The following is a 19,706-nucleotide window of genomic DNA, read 5'->3' as shown; positions in this document are numbered from 1 at the left end:
GGGGATCAAACGCGGGGAGGGTCATGAAAAGTCCTTCGAGCGGCAGCAAATTGTGATCCCAGTCAACCTCAGCCCGGCAAATATTGCAACGTTAGAATTTTGCGGAGTTGGACCATCTCCTCGTCGAGCTGGATCTGCCTCAGACGGTTGCCGGGTCCGCAGGTGCGGACGATGCCCGCTCCACCACCCGGTGGGGAATGACGACCTCGCCGTCGAGTTCCCCAAGTACTGAGGACAGGGCTGCCTCGGCCAGCGCCTCCAGATCCGGCGCCACGGAGGTGATGCCCGGGGAGGTATAGCGGACCTCGTCAATGTTGTCCCAGCCAACCAATGCCAGGTCCGCAGGAACCCGGCGGCCCAGGTCCCGGGCGGCCGCGAGGGCGCCGACGGCAAGCAGGTCATTGGCGCACACTATTGCGTCTACCCCGTGGCCGGAGAGGATCTGCTGCGTCAGCTCATACCCGTCCTGCCGGAACCAGGAGCTGGTGGCCGCCACCAGCGATTCTTCATACGGCAGGTTCGCGAACCGCAGGGCAGCTTTGTATCCTTCGAACCGCTGGCTTCCGGTGGAAATGCCGCCCGTCCTGTCCGCGCCAAGGAAAGCGATCCGGCGCCTGCCTCCCTCCACCAGGTGCCGCACCAGATCTACGCTGGAGGCTACGTTGTCGATGGCAACGTGGGGAACATCGGTGTTGATAATCCGCTCGCCCAGCAGCACCAGGGGCGCAGGATCCGTTCGTTTGGCAATGGCTTCGGCCGTGACGGCCGAGGGCGAGAAAATCAGGCCGTCAAACAGCCGGCCATGCCAACCCTGCAGATAGTGCTGCTCAACATCCACAGTGCCTCCGGAGATCTCGATGGAGATGGTGTAACCGCGCCGCTTGGCCGCACTTTCCAGGGTTTGGGCGAGCACACCGAAGTAGGGGTTGTGCAGGTCAGGCACTACGAGGGCGATCGCGCGGGTGGAGCCCTGGCGCAGCTGGCGGCCAATGAGATTGGGGGTGTAGCCAAGTTCCTCCACGGCCTGAAGCACCCGGGCGCGGGTCTCAGGATGCACCACGGGCCGGTTGTTCATCACATTGGAAACGGTCTTCCATGAGACTCCGGCACGTTCGGCAACCTCCTTGATTCCCACTCGCTTCATTGGCTGCACTGTCTGTCCTGTCATCGGGGCGGCAGGAAGCCGCATGAATGTTCACTTCAAACCCAAGAGTAGACGGTGGGCAATTGCTAACGTTAGAATCCCTTTTCATGTGGTTCAGCTCACCAGTCAGTCTGTCCTCAAAGATGAGTCAGCGTTCAGAGCCCGGAAATGGAGCAGGATGAACATGAAGTATCCGAATCGCAGGCAGTTCCTGCAGGGCGCGCTTGCTGCGGCCGTCACTGCAGGAGCTGTGGGGTCGCTGGCGGGCTGCGGCAGTCCGGGTGCGTCGGGCGGCGGTGGGAAGGTCACGGTCTGGGACCCGTTCCAGGGAGCCGATGGTGCCAACATGCGCGGAATCATCAGGGATGTTCAATCCAGGACCGGACTCTCCGTTGAGCCGACCACCCTGTCTTGGGGATCGCCGTATTACACCAAGCTAGCCATGAGTTCGGCATCCCAGCAACCACCGGATACCGCCATCATGCACCTCTCCCGGATGCCGGGCTATGCTCCAGGCGGACTGCTGGAACCGTGGGATCTTGAACTGCTGGCTGAGATGGGCGTCACCGAAGCGGATTTTGCTCCGGCTGTGTGGAAATCTTGCCAATACGAGGGGAAGCTGTACTCCCTCCCGCTGGATACCCATCCGTTTATTACCTTCTTCAACCAGGACCTCGCCGACCGCGCGGGTGTGCTGGCCAGCGATGGAAGCATTGAAATTTCCTCGCCGGACCAGATGCGCGAAGTGGGTGCCAAGCTCGCGGAAGTCACCGGGGGCTCCGGCATCAGCTTTGGCTATGTGATGGACACTGCCCAGGCCTGGCGGCTTTTCTGGGGTCTCTACCGCCAGACCGGCGGCGGCTGGAGCCTTGAGCAGGGGCAGAAGGCAGCCCTGGACGAGGCCAAGGCGGCAGACGTGATAGGGGCGGTGGCCTCCTGGACGGACGGCACTGCAATGACCAGAAACCTGGATTATGAGGGCGGGCTGGCCGCCTTCAACGGTGGCCGCGTGGGAATGATCCTTTCCGGTGTCTGGGAAGTTTCAGGCCTGCAGGCCTCCCAGCCCAACCTCGGTGCCATGCCGATGCCCACCATGTTCGGCACTCCTGCCGCCTATGCCGATTCACACAGCTATGTCCTGCCCCGCCAGCGGTCCATGACCGACGAACGCCGCCGTTCCGTGTACGAATTTGTGACGTCAGTGATCCGCGGAGGGGGACCGCAATGGGGTACGGCCGGACACATTCCCGCCTTCCTTCCCGCGCAGGAGACCTCCGAGTACCGCGGCCTGCGCCCGCAGGCGGAGTATGCGGACGCCGGCTCAAGAGTGGTCTTCGACCCGCCCGCGTGGTTCGCCGGTGCAGGCACCGAATTCCAGAACCAGATGTCCCAATCCCTTTCAGACGCCTTCCGGGGCCGAACGAAGCCGATGGACGCGGTTGGCGGCATGCTTGCCGGCATGGACCGGTTCCTGGCTGCCCCGAACCCGACGGCGTGAGGAGCCATCCATGACCACCACCACAAGTCCCGCCCAAGCACCGCGGCCTCCGGCCTCGATCAGCTCGGCGGCCGAACCGCGGAAACGCGCCCTTCCACGGACCGGCTACTGGTTCCTCGCGCCCTATCTGTTCTTCTTTGCACTCTTCCTCATTTGGCCCATCATTTACGGCCTGTGGATGAGCTTGACCAACCGCTCGCTGGTCACAGAGGATTCCGAATTTGCCGGACTCTCCAACTACGGCGAGGCCCTGACCGATCCGCAGATGTGGTCCTCACTGGGCAACACCCTGTTCTTCACGGTGATCTCCTCCGTGCCGCTGGTGCTGGTCTCCTTTGTCATGGCATACCTCGTCTACACCGGGCTCAAGGGTCAATGGCTCTGGAGGCTAACCTTCTTTGCACCGTTCCTGCTGCCGGTTTCCGTGGTCACGGCTATTTGGGCGTTCCTGTTCACCAACGACTTTGGCCTTGTCAACGGCCTGCTGGACAAGGCCGGCCTGAGCCAGGTGGGCTGGCTAAGCGACGAGCGCATTGCCATGTGGTCCATAGCGCTGGTCACACTGTGGTGGACCGTCGGCTTCAACTTCCTGCTCTATCTTTCGGCGCTGCAGAATATTCCGGACCACCTCTATGAGGCGGCGCAGCTGGACGGGGCCGGAACCTGGCGGCGTCTGTTCTCCATCACCCTGCCCATGATGAAGAGCACCACGGGGCTGATCATCCTGCTTCAGGCACTGGCTTCCCTGAAGGTCTTCGACCAGATCTTCCTCTTGACCGCCGGCGGGCCCAACGGGGCCACGCGCTCCATCCTGCAGTACATCTATGATTCCGGGTTCACCGGGTACCGGCTCGGCTATGCCTCGGCCACCTCCTACATTTTCTTCGCGCTGATCGTCCTGGTCTCCCTGGTCCAGATGCGCCTCGCGAAGCGAAAGGATTCCTGACATGGCCAGCACAACCACATCGGCAGTTAAAGCCGCGTCTGCGGCTTCCCCGGCCCAAGAGCCAGGGCTGTCCGAGCGGGCCCGCACACGGGCCCAGAAAAAGCGGGAAGTCGAACATCTGCGGACCCTGACCCTCGGTCCGGGCCGCAGGGGCAGGGTGGCCGCCTATTCCGTAGTTGCCGTGCTTGCCGCCTTGTGGGCGCTGCCCCTGGGATGGGCCGTGCTGTCCTCCTTCAAGTCGGAGGCGGACGCTTCGGCGGCACCCCTGAAATTCTGGCCGGAGGGCGGCTGGACCGCAGACGCCTACCGCGGCGTCCTGGCTGCCGGTGACATTCCCCTGTGGATCTGGAATTCGATCCTGGTCTCAACCATCGTCACCATTGTCACGGTGACCATTTCAGCGCTGGCAGCCTATGCATTCTCGCGGCAGAAGTTCCGCGGACGCCGCTGGCTGTTTGGACTCACCCTGGCCGCTCTGATGGTTCCGCCGCAGATCCTCATTGTTCCGCTCTTTGACCAAATGATCGCCCTGCGGCTTTCCGATACGCTCCTGGGCGTGGCCCTGCCCCAGGTGGTCATGCCCCTGATGGTCATCGTCATGAAGAACTTCTTTGACCAAATCCCAGTTGAACTGGAAGAAGCAGCCAGGCTGGACGGCGCCAGCGATTTCCGCGTTTTCTACGCCGTGGTCCTTCCCCTGTCCCGTTCCATCCTCACGGCTGTTTCGATCTTCGTATTCATTAGCGCCTGGAACAACTTCCTCTGGCCGTTCATCGTCACGAATTCACCCGAAATCATGACCATTCCCGTGGGACTGGGAACCGTGAAGAATGCCTACGGCGTGCAGTATGCATCGGAAATGGCCAGTGCCATGATCGGTGCGCTTCCGCTGCTGATTGTCTTCATGCTCTTCCAGCGGCACATCATTCGGGGCTTCGCAACCTCCGGAATGGGAGGCCAGTAAATGCCCGGCCGCTCTTTGTTCCCGGCGGCGGCCCGGTCGGGGGCAGCGACGCTTCCCATCCTGCACCGCCGGCACCGCCTTGCCGACGGGCGGGAAGCATTGTCCTTCACCGACCGGGGAGGGCAGCCGGTGGAACTGGAAAAGGACATGCGCCCGCTGGAAAGCCGTTCGGGCAACGGTGAGGTCCGCTTCGACCGGCTGAGCGGGGAATGGGTGGCGGTGGCAGCTCACCGGCAGTCGCGGACCTATTTGCCACCGGCAGACCAGTGCCCCTGTGTCCGGGCACCGCCGGCCGGCTGTCGGAAATCCCCGCCGCCAACTTCGACGTCGTCGTCTTCGAAAATCGTTTCCCTTCCCTTGGCCCGGCTCTGGGAACCCTGCCGGTGCCGGGGGAGGGTAGCGACCGAGACCTGTGGGGATTGCCGAAACCTGCGTTCGGCCGGTGCGAGGTGGTGGTGTTCACCCCCGAGCACAACGGCTCGTTTGGCTCGCTGCCGTACACCCGGGCCCGGACCGTGGTGGAGGCCTGGGCGCAGCGCACCGAGGAGCTGTCCGCACTGAAAGGTATCCGGCACGTGTTTCCCTTTGAGAACCGGGGCCAGGACATGGGCGTCACGCTGCACCACCCGCACGGACAAATTTATGCCTACCCCTATGCGGCTCCGCATGCCGCCCGGCTGGCGGAGCGTTCCCGCCGCCACCTGGCCGAGCATGGCCGGCCGCTGATGGGCGAACTGCTCCGGGACGAGTCCGACGCCGGTGACCGGATGGTCCTGCAGGGTGAGCATTTCTCCGCCTACGTGCCCTACGCGGCGCGCTGGCCGCTGGAAATCCATCTGGTGCCGCACCGGCAGGTGCCGGACCTGGCAGCACTGACCGGAGGGGAACGGGACGAGCTCGCAGAGGTTTACCTTCAGCTGCTGAAGCGGGTGGACGGACTTTATGAAACCCCCACCCCGTACATTTCGGCCTGGCACCAGACACCGGTCACGGCCGCTGACCGTGACGCGGGGTGGTTGCACCTGCAGCTCACCAGCCCGCGCCGGGCTGCGGACAGGCTGAAGTTCCTGGCCGGCTCGGAAGCAGCCATGGGTGCCTTCGTCAACGACGTCATGGCAGAACAGACTGCCGCGAAACTCCGGGAAGTGCAGATATGAGTACTGCGGACAGCGCCGTTTCGGGCCGGGCGGAAGCTCTGGCCCGGCACTTTGCCGACGTCTTCGGTGCGGAACCGGACGGCGTCTGGCGTGCCCCCGGCCGCGTCAACCTCATCGGGGAGCACACCGACTACAACAACGGTTTTGTGCTGCCCTTCGCCATCGACCAGAGTGCCCTGGTGGCCGTGCGGCTGCGCCGCCCGGGGCTGGAGTGCGCCGCCGACGCCGTCCGTGCCGCTTCCACCTACTCGCCGACGGGACAGGGCCTGTCCCGCGCGGCGTTCTCCACCGGGGGACTGGAACCGGGCGCGGTCTCCGGCTGGGCGTCCTCTGCCGCCGGTGTTGTCTACGCCCTCGGACGTCACGCCGGTGCCAGTGTCCCCGGGTTCGACCTGCTGCTGGATTCCACTGTTCCGGTGGGCGCCGGGCTGTCCCCATCGCATGCCGTGGAGGTTGCCGTCATCGTGGCACTCAATGACCTGCTGGGGCTGGGGCTGGACGGGCTGGAAATGGCCCGCCTCACGCAGGCCGCAGAAAATGAATTTATTGGTGTGCCAACAGGCATCATGGATCAATCGGCTTCGCTCCTTGGCCGGGAGGGCAGCGCCTTGTTCCTTGATTGCCGCAGCCTGGAATCAGAGGCGGTGCCGCTGCCCCTTGCCGCTCACGGATTAGCGGTGCTCGTAATGGACACCCGAGTGGCCCACAGCCATTCCGACGGCGGCTACGGCGCGCGCCGCGAGTCCTGCCGCCGCGGCGCTGCGGCCCTGGCAGCTCAGTCCCTGCGGGAGGTTCCGGAGGATGCGGACCTGTCGGTGCTGGATCCGGTGACCCTGCGGCGCGTGCGGCACATTCTGGGCGAGAACCAGCGCGTGCTGGATGTGGCGGCGGAACTGCGGGCCAACAACATTGAAAGTATCGGCAAGCTCTTAACGGCGTCCCATGTATCGCTCCGGGACGATTTTGAGGTGTCCTGCCCGGAACTGGACACGGAGGTGGAAGCGGCGCTGGCTGCGGGTGCGCTGGGTGCCAGGATGACCGGTGGCGGCTTTGGCGGTTCAGCCATTGCCCTGATTCGCCAAGACAAGGAGCAATCCGTCAGTGCCGCGGTGCTGGCGGCCTTCCGAGACAAGGGATTTCGGCGCCGTCAATATTTTCTGTCCTTCCGGCTGCCGGAGCAGGCCGGGCGTAGGCGCAAGGACAGCGGCGCCAAAGAAAAAAGCGGGCCCGTAAAGGGCCCGCTTTTTCTTTCCTGCGCGGAAGGTAAGGGATTCGAACCCTTGGTACGGGGTTACCGCACACTGGTTTTCAAGACCAGCTCCATCGGCCGCTCGGACAACCTTCCCCCTAGTAGTCTGGCAGACAGGTGCATTTCACCAAAATTCGATCAATCTCCGTGGAGGACAAAATGAGAGCGATTGTCATTAATACGCCCGGCGGCCCGGAAGCCCTGCAGGTGCAGGACGTTCCCGCGCCGGTGCCCGGACCCGGAGAAATCCTGATCGACGTGGCAGCAGCAGGCCTCAACCGCGCTGACGTGCTGCAGCGCCAGGGGCACTACCCGGTTCCGGCCGGAGCCTCCGAATATCCCGGACTTGAAGTGTCCGGACGGGTCGCCGCTGTGGGAACCGGAGTTGAAGGGTTCTCCGTGGGAGCCGACGTCGTTGCCCTGCTGACGGGCGGCGGTTACGCCGACCAGGTGAATGTCCCGGCGGGACAGGTCCTTCCCGTACCGGCGGGCATGGACCTTGTCACCGCAGCCTCCCTGCCCGAAACCGCTGCAACGGTCTTCTCCAACCTGTTCATGGCCGCCGGGGTCACGGAAGGGGACCATGTCCTGATCCACGGTGGAGCGGGTGGAATCGGAACAATGGCCATCCAAATGGTCGCGGCGTTCGGCGCGGTCCCCATGGTGACCGCCGGATCGCAGGAGAAGCTGGAGCTGGCCCGGTCCCTGGGGGCCAAGGTGCTGATCAACTATAAGACCGAGGACTTCGTGGCGCGGGTGAAGGAGGAAACCGGCGGCCGCGGAGCCGACGTCATCCTGGACGTCATCGGGGCGAAGTACCTGCAGCGCAACTTGGAAGCCCTGGCGGTCTCCGGCCGTCTGGTGATTATCGGCCTGCAGGGCGGCACCAAGGCCGAGATCGACCTCAACCTCGTGATGCGCAAACGGCTGGCCGTCATTGGCACCACTCTGCGCTCCCGCCCGAATGAAGAAAAGGCCGCCATCATGCAGGCGGTCAAGCAGTACGTCTGGCCGTTGGTGGAGGCGGGAAAAATCCGCCCGCTGGTGGACAAGACCTTTCCGCTGTCCGAAGCCGCAGCAGCCCACGAGTACTTCGATTCGGGCGTCCATACCGGCAAAATCCTGCTGACTGCCTGACACGGCAAATCCTGCATGAAGGCGGGCCGGTGACTGTTACGCCAGTCACCGGCCTGTCTTGTGTCCGGCGTCACTGAGCGCTGATAACCTCTGGGGCAAGAGTCCGGAATCTTCCGGCTCCCGCCGGTTCCACTGCCGGCTTCAACGCTTCATTACCGCAAGCAAAGGGACCCCTCCATGAGTGAGAATCGCCGGCGCCGGGCCGCCCCCGGAAAACCTGAGGACAGTGACGTCCTGGTGCAGGATCCGGACCTTCCGCCGGTGGCCCTGGACGCCGAAACGGCTGATGCCCAGGACCGGGAATGGACTCCGCTGAAGATTGCCGTCTGGGCCGGCATCGCCCTGCTGGGCGGCGTCAGCTGGTACATGCTGGCACTGGTCCGCGGTGAAACCGTCAACGCCATCTGGTTTGTTTTCGCTGCTGTCTGCACGTACTTCATCGCGTACCGCTTCTACTCCAAGTTCATCGAGCGCAAGCTCCTGCAGCCCAATGACCTCCGCGCCACCCCCGCCGAGTACAAGGCGGACGGCAAGGACTACGCCGGCACCGACCGCCGCGTACTGTACGGACACCACTTCGCCGCCATCGCCGGAGCCGGACCCCTGGTCGGGCCGGTTCTGGCCGCACAGATGGGGTACCTGCCCGGCACCATCTGGATCATCATCGGCGTGGTGCTGGCCGGTGCCGTCCAGGATTACCTGGTCATGTTCTTCTCCATGCGCCGCGGCGGACGCTCGCTGGGCCAGATGGCCCGCGAGGAACTGGGGCGCGTGGGCGGCACGGCGGCCCTGATCGCCACCCTGGCCATCATGATCATCATTGTGGCCATCCTGGCACTGGTGGTCGTCAATGCGCTGGCGGAGAGCCCGTGGGGCGTCTTCTCCGTGGGCATGACCATTCCAATTGCCCTGTTCATGGGCGTGTACCTGCGCTTCCTGCGTCCGGGCAAGGTCACCGAAGTGTCCATCATCGGGTTCGTCCTGCTGATGCTGGCCATCATCGGCGGCGGGATGATCGCGGATACCGCCCTCGGTGACGCGCTGACGCTGGACAAGACGGTCATTGCCTGGGGCATCATCATCTACGGCTTCATTGCAGCCGTGCTGCCGGTCTGGCTGCTGCTGGCACCCCGTGACTACCTCTCCACCTTCATGAAGGTGGGGACCATTGTGATGCTCGCGGTCGCCATCATCATCGTCCGGCCGGAAATCACGGTTCCGGCCATCAGCGAATTTGCGTCCGCGGACAACGGCCCGGTAGTAGCCGGTCCTCTGTTCCCGTTCCTGTTCGTCACCATCGCCTGCGGCGCCCTGTCCGGGTTCCACGCCCTGATCGCTTCCGGAACCACTCCGAAGATGATCGAGAAGGAACGCCAGACCCGCTTCATCGGTTACGGCGGCATGCTGATGGAATCCTTCGTAGCCATCATGGCGCTCGTAGCGGCCATCTCCATTGACCGCGGCATCTACTTCGCCATGAACTCCTCGGCAGCAGCCACCGGCGGCACCGTGGAAGGCGCCGTTGCCTTCGTCAACAGCCTGGGACTGGCCGGAGTGAACCTCACCCCGGACATGCTCACCAATATGGCGGCCAACGTGGGTGAGGAATCGATAGTTTCACGCACCGGCGGTGCGCCAACCCTCGCCGTCGGCCTGGCCCAGATCATGCAGAGCCTGATCGGCGGCTCGTCGATGATGGCGTTCTGGTACCACTTCGCCATCATGTTCGAGGCCCTGTTCATCCTCACCGCAGTTGACGCCGGAACCCGCGTGGCCCGGTTCATGCTGCAGGACTCCATCGGCAACTTCATTCCCAAGTTCCGGGACACGTCCTGGCGGACCGGAGCCTGGATCTGCACGGCCGTCATGGTGGGAGGTTGGGGCTCGATCCTGATCATGGGGGTCACGGATCCGCTGGGCGGAATCAACACGCTGTTCCCGCTCTTCGGCATCGCCAACCAGCTGCTGGCGGCGATCGCCCTGGCGATCTGCCTGGCCATCCTGGCAAAGAAAAACGTGTTCAAGTACATCTGGATTGTCGTGCTGCCGCTGGCCTTCGCCGCCGTGGTGACCATCACCGCGTCCATGTACAAGATCTTCTCCAGCGTTCCGGCCGTGGGTTACTGGGCGCAGCACAACGCCTTCAAGGGAGCGCTTGAGCGCGGTGAAACCAGCTTCGGAACGGCCAAGACCGTGGAAGCCATGGAAGCGGTGGTCCGGAACACCTTCATCCAGGGCACGCTGTCCATCGTGTTTGTCACGCTCGCCATCATCGTCATTATCACTGCCGTTCTCGCGAGCATCCGCTCGTACCGGTCCGGCGGTGCCCCCAGTGCCGAGGACCCCGCGGTGCCCTCACGGATGTTCGCGCCCTCGGGATTCCTAGCCACACCGGCGGAGAAGGAGATCCAGGCCCAGTGGGATGCCCTCCCCGAGGACCGCAAGGTTGTTCGGAAGGCCCACTCATGACGGCGGCCGGATTCCGCCGGGCGGGGGCCTTGGACGGGCTTCGCGGTTTTGTCCGGTTTTTCCGCGACGTGATGGGCGAAGACGCCTACCGGAAATACGTGTCTTTCCACCAAAGCTCCGGTTGCGGCGGACCCCTGCTGAGCGAGCGGGAGTTCTGGAAGGACAAAATGGACCGCCAGGACGCCAACCCCGGAGGCCGCTGCTGCTGACGTAACCCGGTTCATGACGACGGCGGCGGCACCCTTGCGGGTGCCGCCGCCTTTTTGCCTTCTGCCGGCCGGCGGTTCAGCCGGGCGGTCCTATTGTGTCGCCCGGCTTGAGCGGCCGGGCCGCACAGGCCTACCGTGAAGCATGGGACATCACGCGAAGAACGAGGACCTGCCGCAGGATGAGCACCTGCGCGAAGACATCAACCTCCCCGTCGCAAATGACGACAATGAGGATGAGCACCTGGCCGAGGACATCAACCGGCCCCCGGAAGAAGGTGTGGGGCCGGAATTCGATGACCGGCACTACACCGCCGGGCAGCTGAATGCCGGACAGCAGGTTGCCGGCCTGAGCCCGAACGGCGAGTACGCGAAAATGCGGGAAGAAGAGCTCGAAAACTAATTCGTCACCAGGCAATCGAGCTCAACCATGAGAGCATTAACGCATGACTGAAGAGAACGGATCCGCCGGCCGCGGGACCTCGGCGCACGCGCCCGAATCCGACGATTCATCACAATCCGGCAAACCCGGCGGTGCTGACGTGCCGTCCAGCAACCCGCCCGTGGGCGTCCCCGCGCCCGGCGGCGGAGCCTCCGGCAACGGTGCGGATAGTGCTGCCGCCGGCAGTGACAGTCCGGCCGGTCCGCCCAAGCTGCGCGATTTGGTGGACCAGCCTGCAAAGGTCATGCGGATCGGAACCATGGTCAAACAACTTCTGGAGGAAGTCCGGAACGCGCCGCTGGATGACCAGGCCCGCAACCGCCTGGCGGAAATCCATGAGCGGTCCCTCCATGAGCTCGAGGACGGACTCGCGCCGGAGCTGGTGGAGGAGCTCCACCGCATCAACCTGCCTTTCGGAGATGATTCCGTTCCCACTGACGCAGAGCTGCGGATCGCCCAGGCGCAGCTGGTGGGCTGGCTGGAAGGGCTGTTCCGGGGCATCCAAACTGCCATCGCGGCACAGCAGACCGCCGCCACCCAGCAGATGGCGTCACGACTGCAGCTTCGCCAGCTCCCGCCCGGCACCGTCCTGGCCCCCGGCGTGATTATCGGCGAGAACGGTGAGCCGCGCCGTGCCGATTCCTCCAGCCAGAGCCGTATCGGATCCACCCACCCCGAACCGCACTCCGGTCCCGGGCAATACCTGTAGGACCCATGGCACTTTTTGCAGCCGCCCGCCAGGGGCGGAAGGATGACACCCAACTCGGAAAAGGCGTGTGGCGCCGTGCCCACGATCGTTTTACCCGCGGGCTGGACCGCTACCACCAGATGCTGGAGGGCGTGGACGACGACGCCGTGTACAACGAGCTGGTGACGGTGGCCAACGGCTTGTCCGAACTGCTGCCCCGGGTCCGTGAGGTGTGCATGGTCGCCCAGACCAGGCTGCCCAGTGACGGACAGGACATTCCGGGAGCCCTCATCTCCGTGCACCGTGCCCTGTCCCGCAGCGGCAACTCCCTTGCAGCCACGGCGGAGGCCGCGGCCATGTCCCGGCTCGAGGGCGAGCGCTGGGGATATGCGTCAGCCGGCCTGCAGAATGTCCACCGGCGCGCGCAGCTGGTCGCCGAAGATGTGCTGGAGGCTGAACGGGCATTGAAGGCCGCTGTCACCGGACCTGCCGGCAACAGAAAATAACCCGGCAAATCGGGAATAGGGCCGGCGCCTTTTTCGCGTCCAGCATAGAGACGTCATTTGCCGCGGATTATTTGCAAGGATAAGCGAATGACTACATCACCGCTTTTGACTTTCAATGACGGCAACACCATTCCCCAGCTCGGCTACGGCGTGTGGCAGGTTGAGGACGAGGTTGCTGAAAAGGTAGTGGGGCAGGCCTTCGAGGTTGGCTACCGCCACATCGATACCGCCAAGATCTACGGCAACGAGGCCGGCGTCGGGCGTGCCATTGCCGCCACCTCCGTTCCCCGCGAGGACATGTTCATCACCACCAAGGTGTGGAATGCGGACCAGGGCTATGAAGAAACCCTGAAGGCCTTTGACGCTTCCATGGAACGCCTCGGCCTGGAAACCCTGGACCTGTATCTGATCCACTGGCTGCAGCCGAAGCAGAACAAGTACGTGGACACTTGGAAGGCGCTCGTGGAACTGCAGAAGCAGGGCCGCGTGAAGTCGATCGGTGTCTGCAACTTCACCGTGGAGGCGCTGCAGGAAATCATCGACGCCACCGGCGTTGTGCCCGTCCTGAACCAGGTTGAGACCCACCCGTACCTGAACCAGTCCGAGCTGCGTGCCTTCGAGGCCAAGCACAACATCCTGCATGAGTCCTGGTCCCCGCTGGGCTCCGGCAAGGGTCTGCTGGAAGATCCCAAGCTGGTGGAAATTGCCGCGAAGTACGACGGCGCCACTCCGGCCCAGGTGGTCATCGCCTGGCACCTGGCGCTGGGCAGCATCGTGATCCCGAAGTCCGTGACCGAGTCCCGGATCAAGGAAAACTGGGAGTCCCTGGACCTCAAGCTCTCCGATGAGGACATCGACGCCATCAACGCGCTGGACAACGGCACCCGTTACGGTGCGGACCCGGCCACGGCTGACTTCGCCTAGGCTGCCGGCGGCCTCCTCCTGGGGAGGCCGCCGCGGCGACATGCAAAAACCCCCGGGAAACTGAGTTTCCCGGGGGTTTTTGCTGTGGAGCCTCCTGCCAGAATCGAACTGGCGACCTTCTCATTACGAGTGAGACGCTCTACCAACTGAGCTAAGGAGGCCGGCTTCACCTGTCCGCTAACGGCCAGAATCCACAAGGAACAACTTTATATGCGATGGGGCGGCTGGTCAAAACGGGCCCCTCAGGCAGTGCTTTTGCGGAGCTGCATAGAACCGCGACCATTTTCGGGCGGCACCCGTCATTTGATAGTAGACGTTGGCTGCGGCAATGAGTACCGCTGTGGTGGCGGCGGACAGGGCTGTGGACACCGCCGGGACCATGTCAACGGGAAGGGTGTAAGCGAACAGGATGCGCAGCACGCAGTCCACCATGAGCCCGAGCCCCCACATCACCCCGGTGACGCGCCAGACACGGCGGAACCGAGGTACGCGCTCCCACAGGGCATCCCAGTCTCCGGGCCAGCCAAAGCGCCCCTCCAGCAGCGGACGGCTGAACAGATAGACCAGCGGCCGCCGGGTAAAGGCACTCGCCAGGAACCATGCTCCCGAGAGGCCGGTGGCCCATGCACCCCGGGCCAGCAGGAAACGCACGTCGCCGGCGATCAGTGAAACTCCCGTGCTGAAGACCATCAGGGTGATCACGAAGGCGGTCACCGGTCCGAGGGTCCGCCGGCGGACAATATCGACGGCGGTTCCGGCAAGGGAACCAGCGGTTCCGGCCAGCAGGGCAAGATAGGCACTGACGCCTATGGCACGAAGACCGTAGAACAGCGCCAAAGGCAACAGCAGGGCCGCAGCCATCCGCAGGCCGCGTGGCAGCAGCTTCAGAACGGAACCGTGCTGTGCTGCAGGACGTTCCACCTCGCTCCTCCTTACGTGTCGCGCCGGGTGCCCAGCTCGAAGAGCATTGCCAGCTCGCGGGCGTATGCCGTGCAGTCGAGCCGGGGCTCGCGCTCCAGCAGGAACGGCAGCCCGTCCACGCAGCGCTGGATAGCTGCGGCCATCACCACCGGATCGAAGGCCCGGAATTCTCCCGCTGCCTGCCCCCGGCGCAGCAGTTGTTCCAGGGGTGCGCCTGCCTCGGCATCATCGGCTGCTGAATAATCCAGCGCTCCGGCCAGAAGAATCTCCGTCAGCGCCTTCATCGATGCCCGGTTCTCTGCGATGAACTGCACGGTCGCCTCGATGTAGGCGCGCAGCTGGGCGGCAGTGCCGGAATGGGCCTGCATCCGGCGGCCGGTCCAGCTGCCGATTGCGGTCATGACCTCCGCAGCGGCGGCGGCCATGAGGTCAGCCTTGCCGGCGAAATGATAGGAAATCAGGCGCGTGCTGGAGATCCCGGCACGCTCGGCTATCCGGGCAAACGACGCGCGGTCGTATCCCTGGTCTGCAATGACTGCAATGGTGGCGTCGATGATCTGGGTCCGCCGTGCGGCCCCGGTGACCGTCACCGGTTTTACCTGCATGAGTAAAAATTACACCGCCGAGGTAAGGAGAACCAGAGGTTCCGCAAAAAAGAACCGCCCGCCGGCGCCTGATTCCAGACGCCGGACGGGCAGCTCGGCGGGGAGGGTCAGGAGCAGACCTTGTCCCCGCCGGGCACGGTGCCGTCAATGAAGTAGTCATCCACGGTGTCGGCAATGCACTCGTCGCCGCGTCCGTAGGCCGTGTGTCCCTCACCCTCCCAGGTCACCAGGGTGGCGGAATCCAGCTGCTCTGCCAGAGCCACGGACCACTGGTACGGGGTAGCAGGGTCCCCCGTGGTGCCGATGACCAGCATGTCTGCGGCGCCTTCAGCCTGAATCTCGTGCGGCGTGTTGACCGGTTCGTAGGGCCATGACTCGCACGTGATCCCGCCGTACCCCAGATATTTTCCAATCGTGGGGGAGGCCGCTTCCAGCCTTTTCGCGTCCAGGGCCATCTGCTCGTCGTCGGCCGTCATTGGGTAATCCAGGCAGTTGATGGCGTTGAACGCCACGGTGGTGTTGGAGCCGTAGGTGCCGTCCGGCTGACGGTCGGCATTGAGGTCGGCGAGGTACAGCATCGTGGACGGATCACCCTGGAGCGCTTCATCAAGCGCCTGCGTGAGGATCGGCCAGTTGTCCGAGTTGTACAGCGGAACGATGAGGCCGGTGACAAACGTGGCCACAGTGACCGTCCGGCCGTCCTTGGCCGTCATGGGGCTGGCCTCGACCGAGGCAATCAAGTCCCGGATCGTCTGTACAGCTTCATCCGTGCTTCCGGACAGGGGACAGTCGGAGGACGTCAGGCAATCCTCTACGTAGGCGCGGATGGCATTTTCGAAGCCTTCCGCCTGCCCCAGCGTGATCTCTTCGTTGCTGGCGGAAGGGTCCAGGCCGCCGTCAAGGACCATCCGGCCCACTCTGTCCGGAAACAGTTCGGCGTAGGTGGCACCCAGGAAGGTGCCGTAGGAGAAGCCAAGGTAATTGAGCTGCTTGTCACCGGCCACCGCCCGCAGAATGTCCATGTCGCGGGCTGCGCTGACGGTGTCCACGTGGCCCAGCAGTTCGCCGGTGTTGGCCTCGCATTTCGCCGCCAGTTCCCGCGCATCCTCACGTGCGGCTTCCAGCCCTGCAGGCTCGGCCGGGTCATAGTATTCTTCGCGAAGCGCATCCAGTTCGCTGTCGGTGAGGCATTCCACCGGAGTGGACCGTCCAACGCCGCGGGGATCAAAGCCCAGGATATTGAAGTTTTCCTGCAGCCGGTCCGTGGTGACATAGTCCACGGACTCACGCACAATGTCGTAGCCGGAGCCGCCGGGACCGCCCGGATTGAGCAGGATGGTCCCCTGCGGCGTGCCGTCGGACCGCGCCAGGATGGCCGCCAGCTCAATGCTTTCGCCCTCCGGATCCGCGTAGTCCAGCGGAACCTCAACCGTGGCGCACTGGAAGCTGCTTCTAAAACCCGATTCGCATTCTTCCCAGGTCACTTCCTGGCTGTAATAGGGCAGCAGGTCCTCGGGAACGTCCCCGATAACGTCAGCCGGGGCTGACGTAGGGGTCGCCGCAGCGGACGACGACGGGGAGGCCGCACCGGTTTCATCCGGTGCGGTGTCCCCGGTACAGGCAGTGATGCCCGTCAGCAGGACGACGGCGGACGCTGCAGCCAGCGCGAGTCGGGGAAAGCGGCGGCTGGCTGGGGTCATCGTTGCTCCTGTAAACGGTGGATGGTGCGATGGGTGACAGCGGACTGATGCTGGCCGTGCTGGCTGCGCGGGCTTATAACAGGCTAACCGCCATGGCTTCGATGGCCAGCAGCGGCGCCACGTTGGTGGATACCAGGCGCTTGCGCACCAGGTTGATTTCTTCCATCCGCAGCAGTGTCTGCTCCGGGGAGCCCTGCGCGGCATAGTCGGCCAGTTCACGACGCAGGGATTCATTTACGAGGGTGTCGCTGCTGCCCAGCTGGAGCATGAGCACGTCCCGGTAGAAGGACAGCAAATCAGTCAGGGCCCGGTCAAAGTAGTCATTTTTGGACCGTTTGGCACGGCGGACCTGATCCTCCTCCAGCCGCTTGACCTGGCTTCGGATGGACGGCGGCAGCGTTCCGCTTTCCGGCGCGCCCAGGGAGGCCAGCAGCGACTGCCGTTCGGCGGCGTCGCGCTGTTCAAAGGAACTGGCGGCTTCAGCTTCGGCCAGGGCCACCAAATCGGCGGCCGCTTTCATGGCGCCGGAGACATTGCGCAGGGACAGAGGCAGCCGAACGATGGACTCGCGGCGGCTGCGTGCGCCTTCATCGGTGGCCAGCCGCTTGGCAATGCCAATGTGGCTCTGGGCGGCACGCGCCGCCGCGCGGGCCACCTCCGGATCTATGCCGTCGCGGCGGATCAGGAGATCAGCAACATCCTCGACCGGCGGCAGGCGCAGGCTAACGGCGCGGCAGCGGGAACGGATGGTCACCAGGACGTCACCGGGGCTGGGGGTGCAGAGCAGCCAAATGGTGCGGGGCGGCGGTTCCTCGATGGCTTTGAGGAGCACATTGGTGCTGCGCTCCTGCATGCGGTCGGCGTCTTCGACGATGATGACGCGCCAGCGGCCCGTGGAGGGCTTGTCCTGGGCCTTGCGGACCAGTTCCCGTGCCTCGTCGATGCTGATGGTCACCTTCTCCGTGGTGACCGAGGTGACGTCCGCGTGTGAGCCCGCCAGTGCAGTCCGGCAGGCCTTGCATTCTCCGCAGCCCCGCAGCGCCGGGTCCTGCCGGTCGCACAGCAGGGCGGCGGCAAAGGCGCGGGCGGCGTTTGACCGCCCGGACCCGGGCGGTCCGGTGAACAGCCAGGCGTGGTTGGGGGTTGCCTGGGCTGCTCCGCGGCGCAGCTGGTCTACTACGGGTTCCTGGCCCTGCAGATCGTCCCAGACGCTCACGGCAGAAGCTCCTGCACCCTGGCCAGGATGGCGGCTGCCAGATCTTCCACCGGCCGGCCGGCGTCGAGCACCAGGTAACGGTCAGGATCGGTCCGGGCCTGTTCCAGGAAGGTGTTGCGGATGCGCAGGTGGAAGGTGTCCGGCTCGGATTCCAGCCGGTCCTCGGCCGCTTCGTTGGCGGTGCGCCGCAGCCGGCCCTGCTCGGGATCCACGTCGAGCAGGACGGTGAGATCCGGGGTAAAGCCTTCAGTGGCCCAGACGTTCAGCCGCCGTACGTCGTCCGTGCCCAGGGAACGCCCGGACCCCTGATAGGCCACGGAGCTGTCGATGAACCGGTCGCAGACCACCACGTCTCCGCGTTCCACCGCCGGGCGGATGACCTGTGCCACGTGCGCGGCCCGCGAGGCCGCAAAGATCAGAGCCTCGGTACGGGCGTCGATTTCTCCGTTGCCGTGCTCCAGCACCAGGGACCGCAGCTGCTCTCCCACGGGGGTTCCGCCGGGTTCACGCGTGCGGACAACGGTGCGCCCGGAAGATTTGAGGGCCGCAGTGAGCTGGGCGGCCTGGGTGGACTTACCGGCGCCGTCGCCGCCTTCGAAGGTTATGAACAGGCCTGGCGTACTGGCTGGGACATCAGAAATACTCACCTGCCTAGCCTACCCAGTCCGGCTGGGAGGCCGCTGCCGGTCAATGAGTCTGTTCATGAACGTAAAGCGCGGGCCAACCCCGAACCAGCGCATTAGGCTATTCCCATGAGCCAAGCGCCGAACCACCACTCCACAGCGAACCTGTCCCCGGACACCGTAGTAGTGTCCGCAGGACGCCCGCCGCGTGAGCAGGATGCCCCGGTGAATCCACCCATCGTCCTCTCCTCAACTTTCCACGGAACGGGTACCCCGGCTCCGGGAGACCGGGTGTACGGGCGGTTTTCGAACCCCACCTGGGATCCGTTCGAAACGGCCCTGTCCGAGCTTGAGGGAGCAGCTTTGCCGGCTCTGGTCTTTTCGTCGGGCCTGGCTGCCGTGGCTGCCGCGCTGTCACTGGTTCCCGCCGGCGGAGTCCTGGTGATGCCGCAGCACAGCTACCAGGGTTCCCTGCTCCTCGCTGCGGAGGAGGCGGCCAACGGCCGCTTCACCGTCCGAAGCGTGGACATTGCAGACACGGAGCAGGTGCTGGCTGCCCTGCAGGGATCCGCAGGGGAGCCCGGAGCTTCCGGGCCGGCGGATATGCTGTGGATCGAAAGCCCCACCAATCCGATGCTTGAGGTTGCCGAGATTGACGTGCTGGCACGCGCCGCACATGACGCCGGTGCGCTTGTCGTCGCGGACAACACCTTCTCCACCCCCTTGGTGACGCGCCCGCTGGAACTGGGCGCCGACGTCGTCCTCCACTCGGTCACCAAATACCTTGCCGGGCACTCGGACGTCATCCTGGGAGCACTGGCCACTTCGGATGAGGACCTCCGCAGCAGGCTGCACAATTACCGCTCCCTGCACGGGGCCATCGCGGGCCCGTTTGACGTGTGGCTGGCGCTGCGCGGCCTGCGGACTCTGGCGCTGCGGATCGAAAGGTCACAGGCCACTGCGGGTCTGCTGGCGGACAGGCTGCTGGGTCACCCGGCCGTGGAAGCGGTCCGCTACCCCGGACTGCCCGGAGACGCCGGATATGAACGCGCCGTCAAGCAGATGGACGGGTTCGGTTCCATCCTGTGCATCGAAGTTGCCGGCGGGGCCGAGGCTGCGGAAGCCGTGGCGGCCCGGGTCCGTCTGTGGCTCCCGGCCACTTCGCTCGGCGGCGTGGAATCATTGATTGAGCGCCGGCGGCGCCAGCCGGGGGAGCCGCATTCGGTACCGGAGAACCTGCTGCGGCTCTCAGTGGGCATCGAGAACGCCGAGGACCTCTGGTCTGACCTGTCCCGGGCGCTGGCAAGGTAG

General features: G+C 64.6%; 17 protein-coding genes, 2 tRNA genes and 2 pseudogenes. 13 read left to right on the top strand and 8 right to left on the bottom strand.

Annotation, left to right across the window (positions count from 1 at the left end; translation table 11 throughout):
- Positions 1–139: 139 nt before the first annotated feature.
- A complete protein-coding gene (locus QMA10_RS15665; RefSeq protein WP_290169826.1) occupies positions 140–1,144 on the bottom strand; it encodes a LacI family DNA-binding transcriptional regulator in 1,005 nt (334 codons plus the stop codon).
- A gap of 184 nt (positions 1,145–1,328) precedes the next feature.
- On the opposite strand from QMA10_RS15665, the gene QMA10_RS15660 reads away from it, so the two are divergent.
- The 5 genes and pseudogenes from QMA10_RS15660 to galK form a co-directional block, all read left to right on the top strand.
- A complete protein-coding gene (locus QMA10_RS15660) occupies positions 1,329–2,642 on the top strand; it encodes an extracellular solute-binding protein (RefSeq protein ID WP_290169824.1) in 1,314 nt (437 codons plus the stop codon).
- Positions 2,643–2,652: 10 nt separating this feature from the next.
- A complete protein-coding gene (locus QMA10_RS15655; protein WP_290169822.1) occupies positions 2,653–3,588 on the top strand; it encodes a sugar ABC transporter permease in 936 nt (311 codons plus the stop codon).
- A 1-nt stretch (position 3,589) separates the two neighbouring features.
- The gene (locus tag QMA10_RS15650; protein WP_290169820.1) at positions 3,590–4,552 is read left to right on the top strand and encodes a carbohydrate ABC transporter permease; all 963 of its coding nucleotides are present in this window, start codon (positions 3,590–3,592) and stop codon (positions 4,550–4,552) included.
- Positions 4,553–5,709, top strand: a pseudogene (gene galT, locus QMA10_RS15645) (galactose-1-phosphate uridylyltransferase).
- Positions 5,706–6,782, top strand: a pseudogene (galK, locus tag QMA10_RS15640) (galactokinase); the annotation flags it as partial. The pseudogenes galT and galK, both read left to right, overlap by 4 nt.
- Before the next feature lie 184 nt (positions 6,783–6,966).
- Here the strand turns inward: galK and QMA10_RS15635 are convergent.
- Positions 6,967–7,054, bottom strand: a tRNA-Ser gene (locus QMA10_RS15635).
- A gap of 63 nt (positions 7,055–7,117) precedes the next feature.
- Between QMA10_RS15635 and QMA10_RS15630 the strand changes: the two genes are divergently transcribed.
- The 7 genes from QMA10_RS15630 to QMA10_RS15600 all read left to right on the top strand — a co-directional run bounded on the left by QMA10_RS15630 (position 7,118) and on the right by QMA10_RS15600 (position 13,330).
- Positions 7,118–8,095, top strand: a complete 978-nt coding sequence (locus QMA10_RS15630; protein ID WP_290169818.1) for an NAD(P)H-quinone oxidoreductase — start codon at positions 7,118–7,120, stop codon at positions 8,093–8,095.
- Positions 8,096–8,272: 177 nt separating this feature from the next.
- Entirely contained in the window at positions 8,273–10,564 is a 2,292-nt protein-coding gene (locus tag QMA10_RS15625; protein WP_290169817.1) for a carbon starvation CstA family protein, read from the top strand.
- Positions 10,561–10,773 (top strand): YbdD/YjiX family protein, encoded by a 213-nt coding sequence (locus QMA10_RS15620; RefSeq protein ID WP_290169815.1) that lies wholly within the window; start codon positions 10,561–10,563, stop codon positions 10,771–10,773. The genes QMA10_RS15625 and QMA10_RS15620 overlap by 4 nt, the downstream gene beginning before the upstream one ends.
- Positions 10,774–10,915: 142 nt before the next feature.
- Positions 10,916–11,173 (top strand): hypothetical protein, encoded by a 258-nt coding sequence (locus QMA10_RS15615; RefSeq protein ID WP_290169814.1) that lies wholly within the window; start codon positions 10,916–10,918, stop codon positions 11,171–11,173.
- Positions 11,174–11,216: 43 nt separating this feature from the next.
- Positions 11,217–11,921 carry a bacterial proteasome activator family protein gene (locus tag QMA10_RS15610; RefSeq protein ID WP_290169812.1) on the top strand — a complete coding sequence of 235 codons (705 nt, stop codon included), beginning with the start codon at positions 11,217–11,219 and terminating at the stop codon, positions 11,919–11,921.
- A 5-nt stretch (positions 11,922–11,926) separates the two neighbouring features.
- Positions 11,927–12,406, top strand: coding sequence for a hypothetical protein (locus QMA10_RS15605; RefSeq protein WP_290169810.1), 480 nt, complete (start codon positions 11,927–11,929; stop codon positions 12,404–12,406).
- An 87-nt stretch (positions 12,407–12,493) separates the two neighbouring features.
- Positions 12,494–13,330 (top strand): aldo/keto reductase, encoded by an 837-nt coding sequence (locus QMA10_RS15600; RefSeq protein WP_290169808.1) that lies wholly within the window; start codon positions 12,494–12,496, stop codon positions 13,328–13,330.
- Between the two features lie 85 nt (positions 13,331–13,415).
- Here QMA10_RS15600 and QMA10_RS15595 read toward each other — a convergent pair.
- From QMA10_RS15595 to tmk, 6 genes are all read right to left on the bottom strand, one after another.
- Positions 13,416–13,491, bottom strand: a tRNA-Thr gene (locus QMA10_RS15595).
- A 67-nt stretch (positions 13,492–13,558) separates the two neighbouring features.
- Positions 13,559–14,251 carry a VC0807 family protein gene (locus tag QMA10_RS15590; RefSeq protein ID WP_290169805.1) on the bottom strand — a complete coding sequence of 231 codons (693 nt, stop codon included), beginning with the start codon at positions 14,249–14,251 and terminating at the stop codon, positions 13,559–13,561.
- Between the two features lie 11 nt (positions 14,252–14,262).
- Complete coding sequence (locus QMA10_RS15585) at positions 14,263–14,856, bottom strand: TetR family transcriptional regulator (protein ID WP_290169803.1); 594 nt, start codon at positions 14,854–14,856, stop codon at positions 14,263–14,265.
- Between the two features lie 107 nt (positions 14,857–14,963).
- Positions 14,964–16,556, bottom strand: a complete 1,593-nt coding sequence (locus QMA10_RS15580; protein WP_290169801.1) for an alpha/beta hydrolase — start codon at positions 16,554–16,556, stop codon at positions 14,964–14,966.
- A 73-nt stretch (positions 16,557–16,629) separates the two neighbouring features.
- A complete protein-coding gene (locus QMA10_RS15575; protein ID WP_290169798.1) occupies positions 16,630–17,772 on the bottom strand; it encodes a DNA polymerase III subunit delta' in 1,143 nt (380 codons plus the stop codon).
- Positions 17,769–18,419 (bottom strand): dTMP kinase, encoded by a 651-nt coding sequence (gene tmk, locus QMA10_RS15570; protein WP_290169797.1) that lies wholly within the window; start codon positions 18,417–18,419, stop codon positions 17,769–17,771. Before tmk ends, QMA10_RS15575 begins: the two co-directional genes overlap by 4 nt.
- Before the next feature lie 105 nt (positions 18,420–18,524).
- Between tmk and QMA10_RS15565 the strand changes: the two genes are divergently transcribed.
- A complete protein-coding gene (locus QMA10_RS15565; protein ID WP_290169795.1) occupies positions 18,525–19,706 on the top strand; it encodes a PLP-dependent transferase in 1,182 nt (393 codons plus the stop codon).

Source organism: Arthrobacter sp. APC 3897, from assembly GCF_030407495.1.
In the GTDB taxonomy this organism is placed as follows: Bacteria; Actinomycetota; Actinomycetes; order Actinomycetales; family Micrococcaceae; genus Arthrobacter_B.
This window is presented reverse-complemented; position numbering and strand designations above follow the sequence as displayed.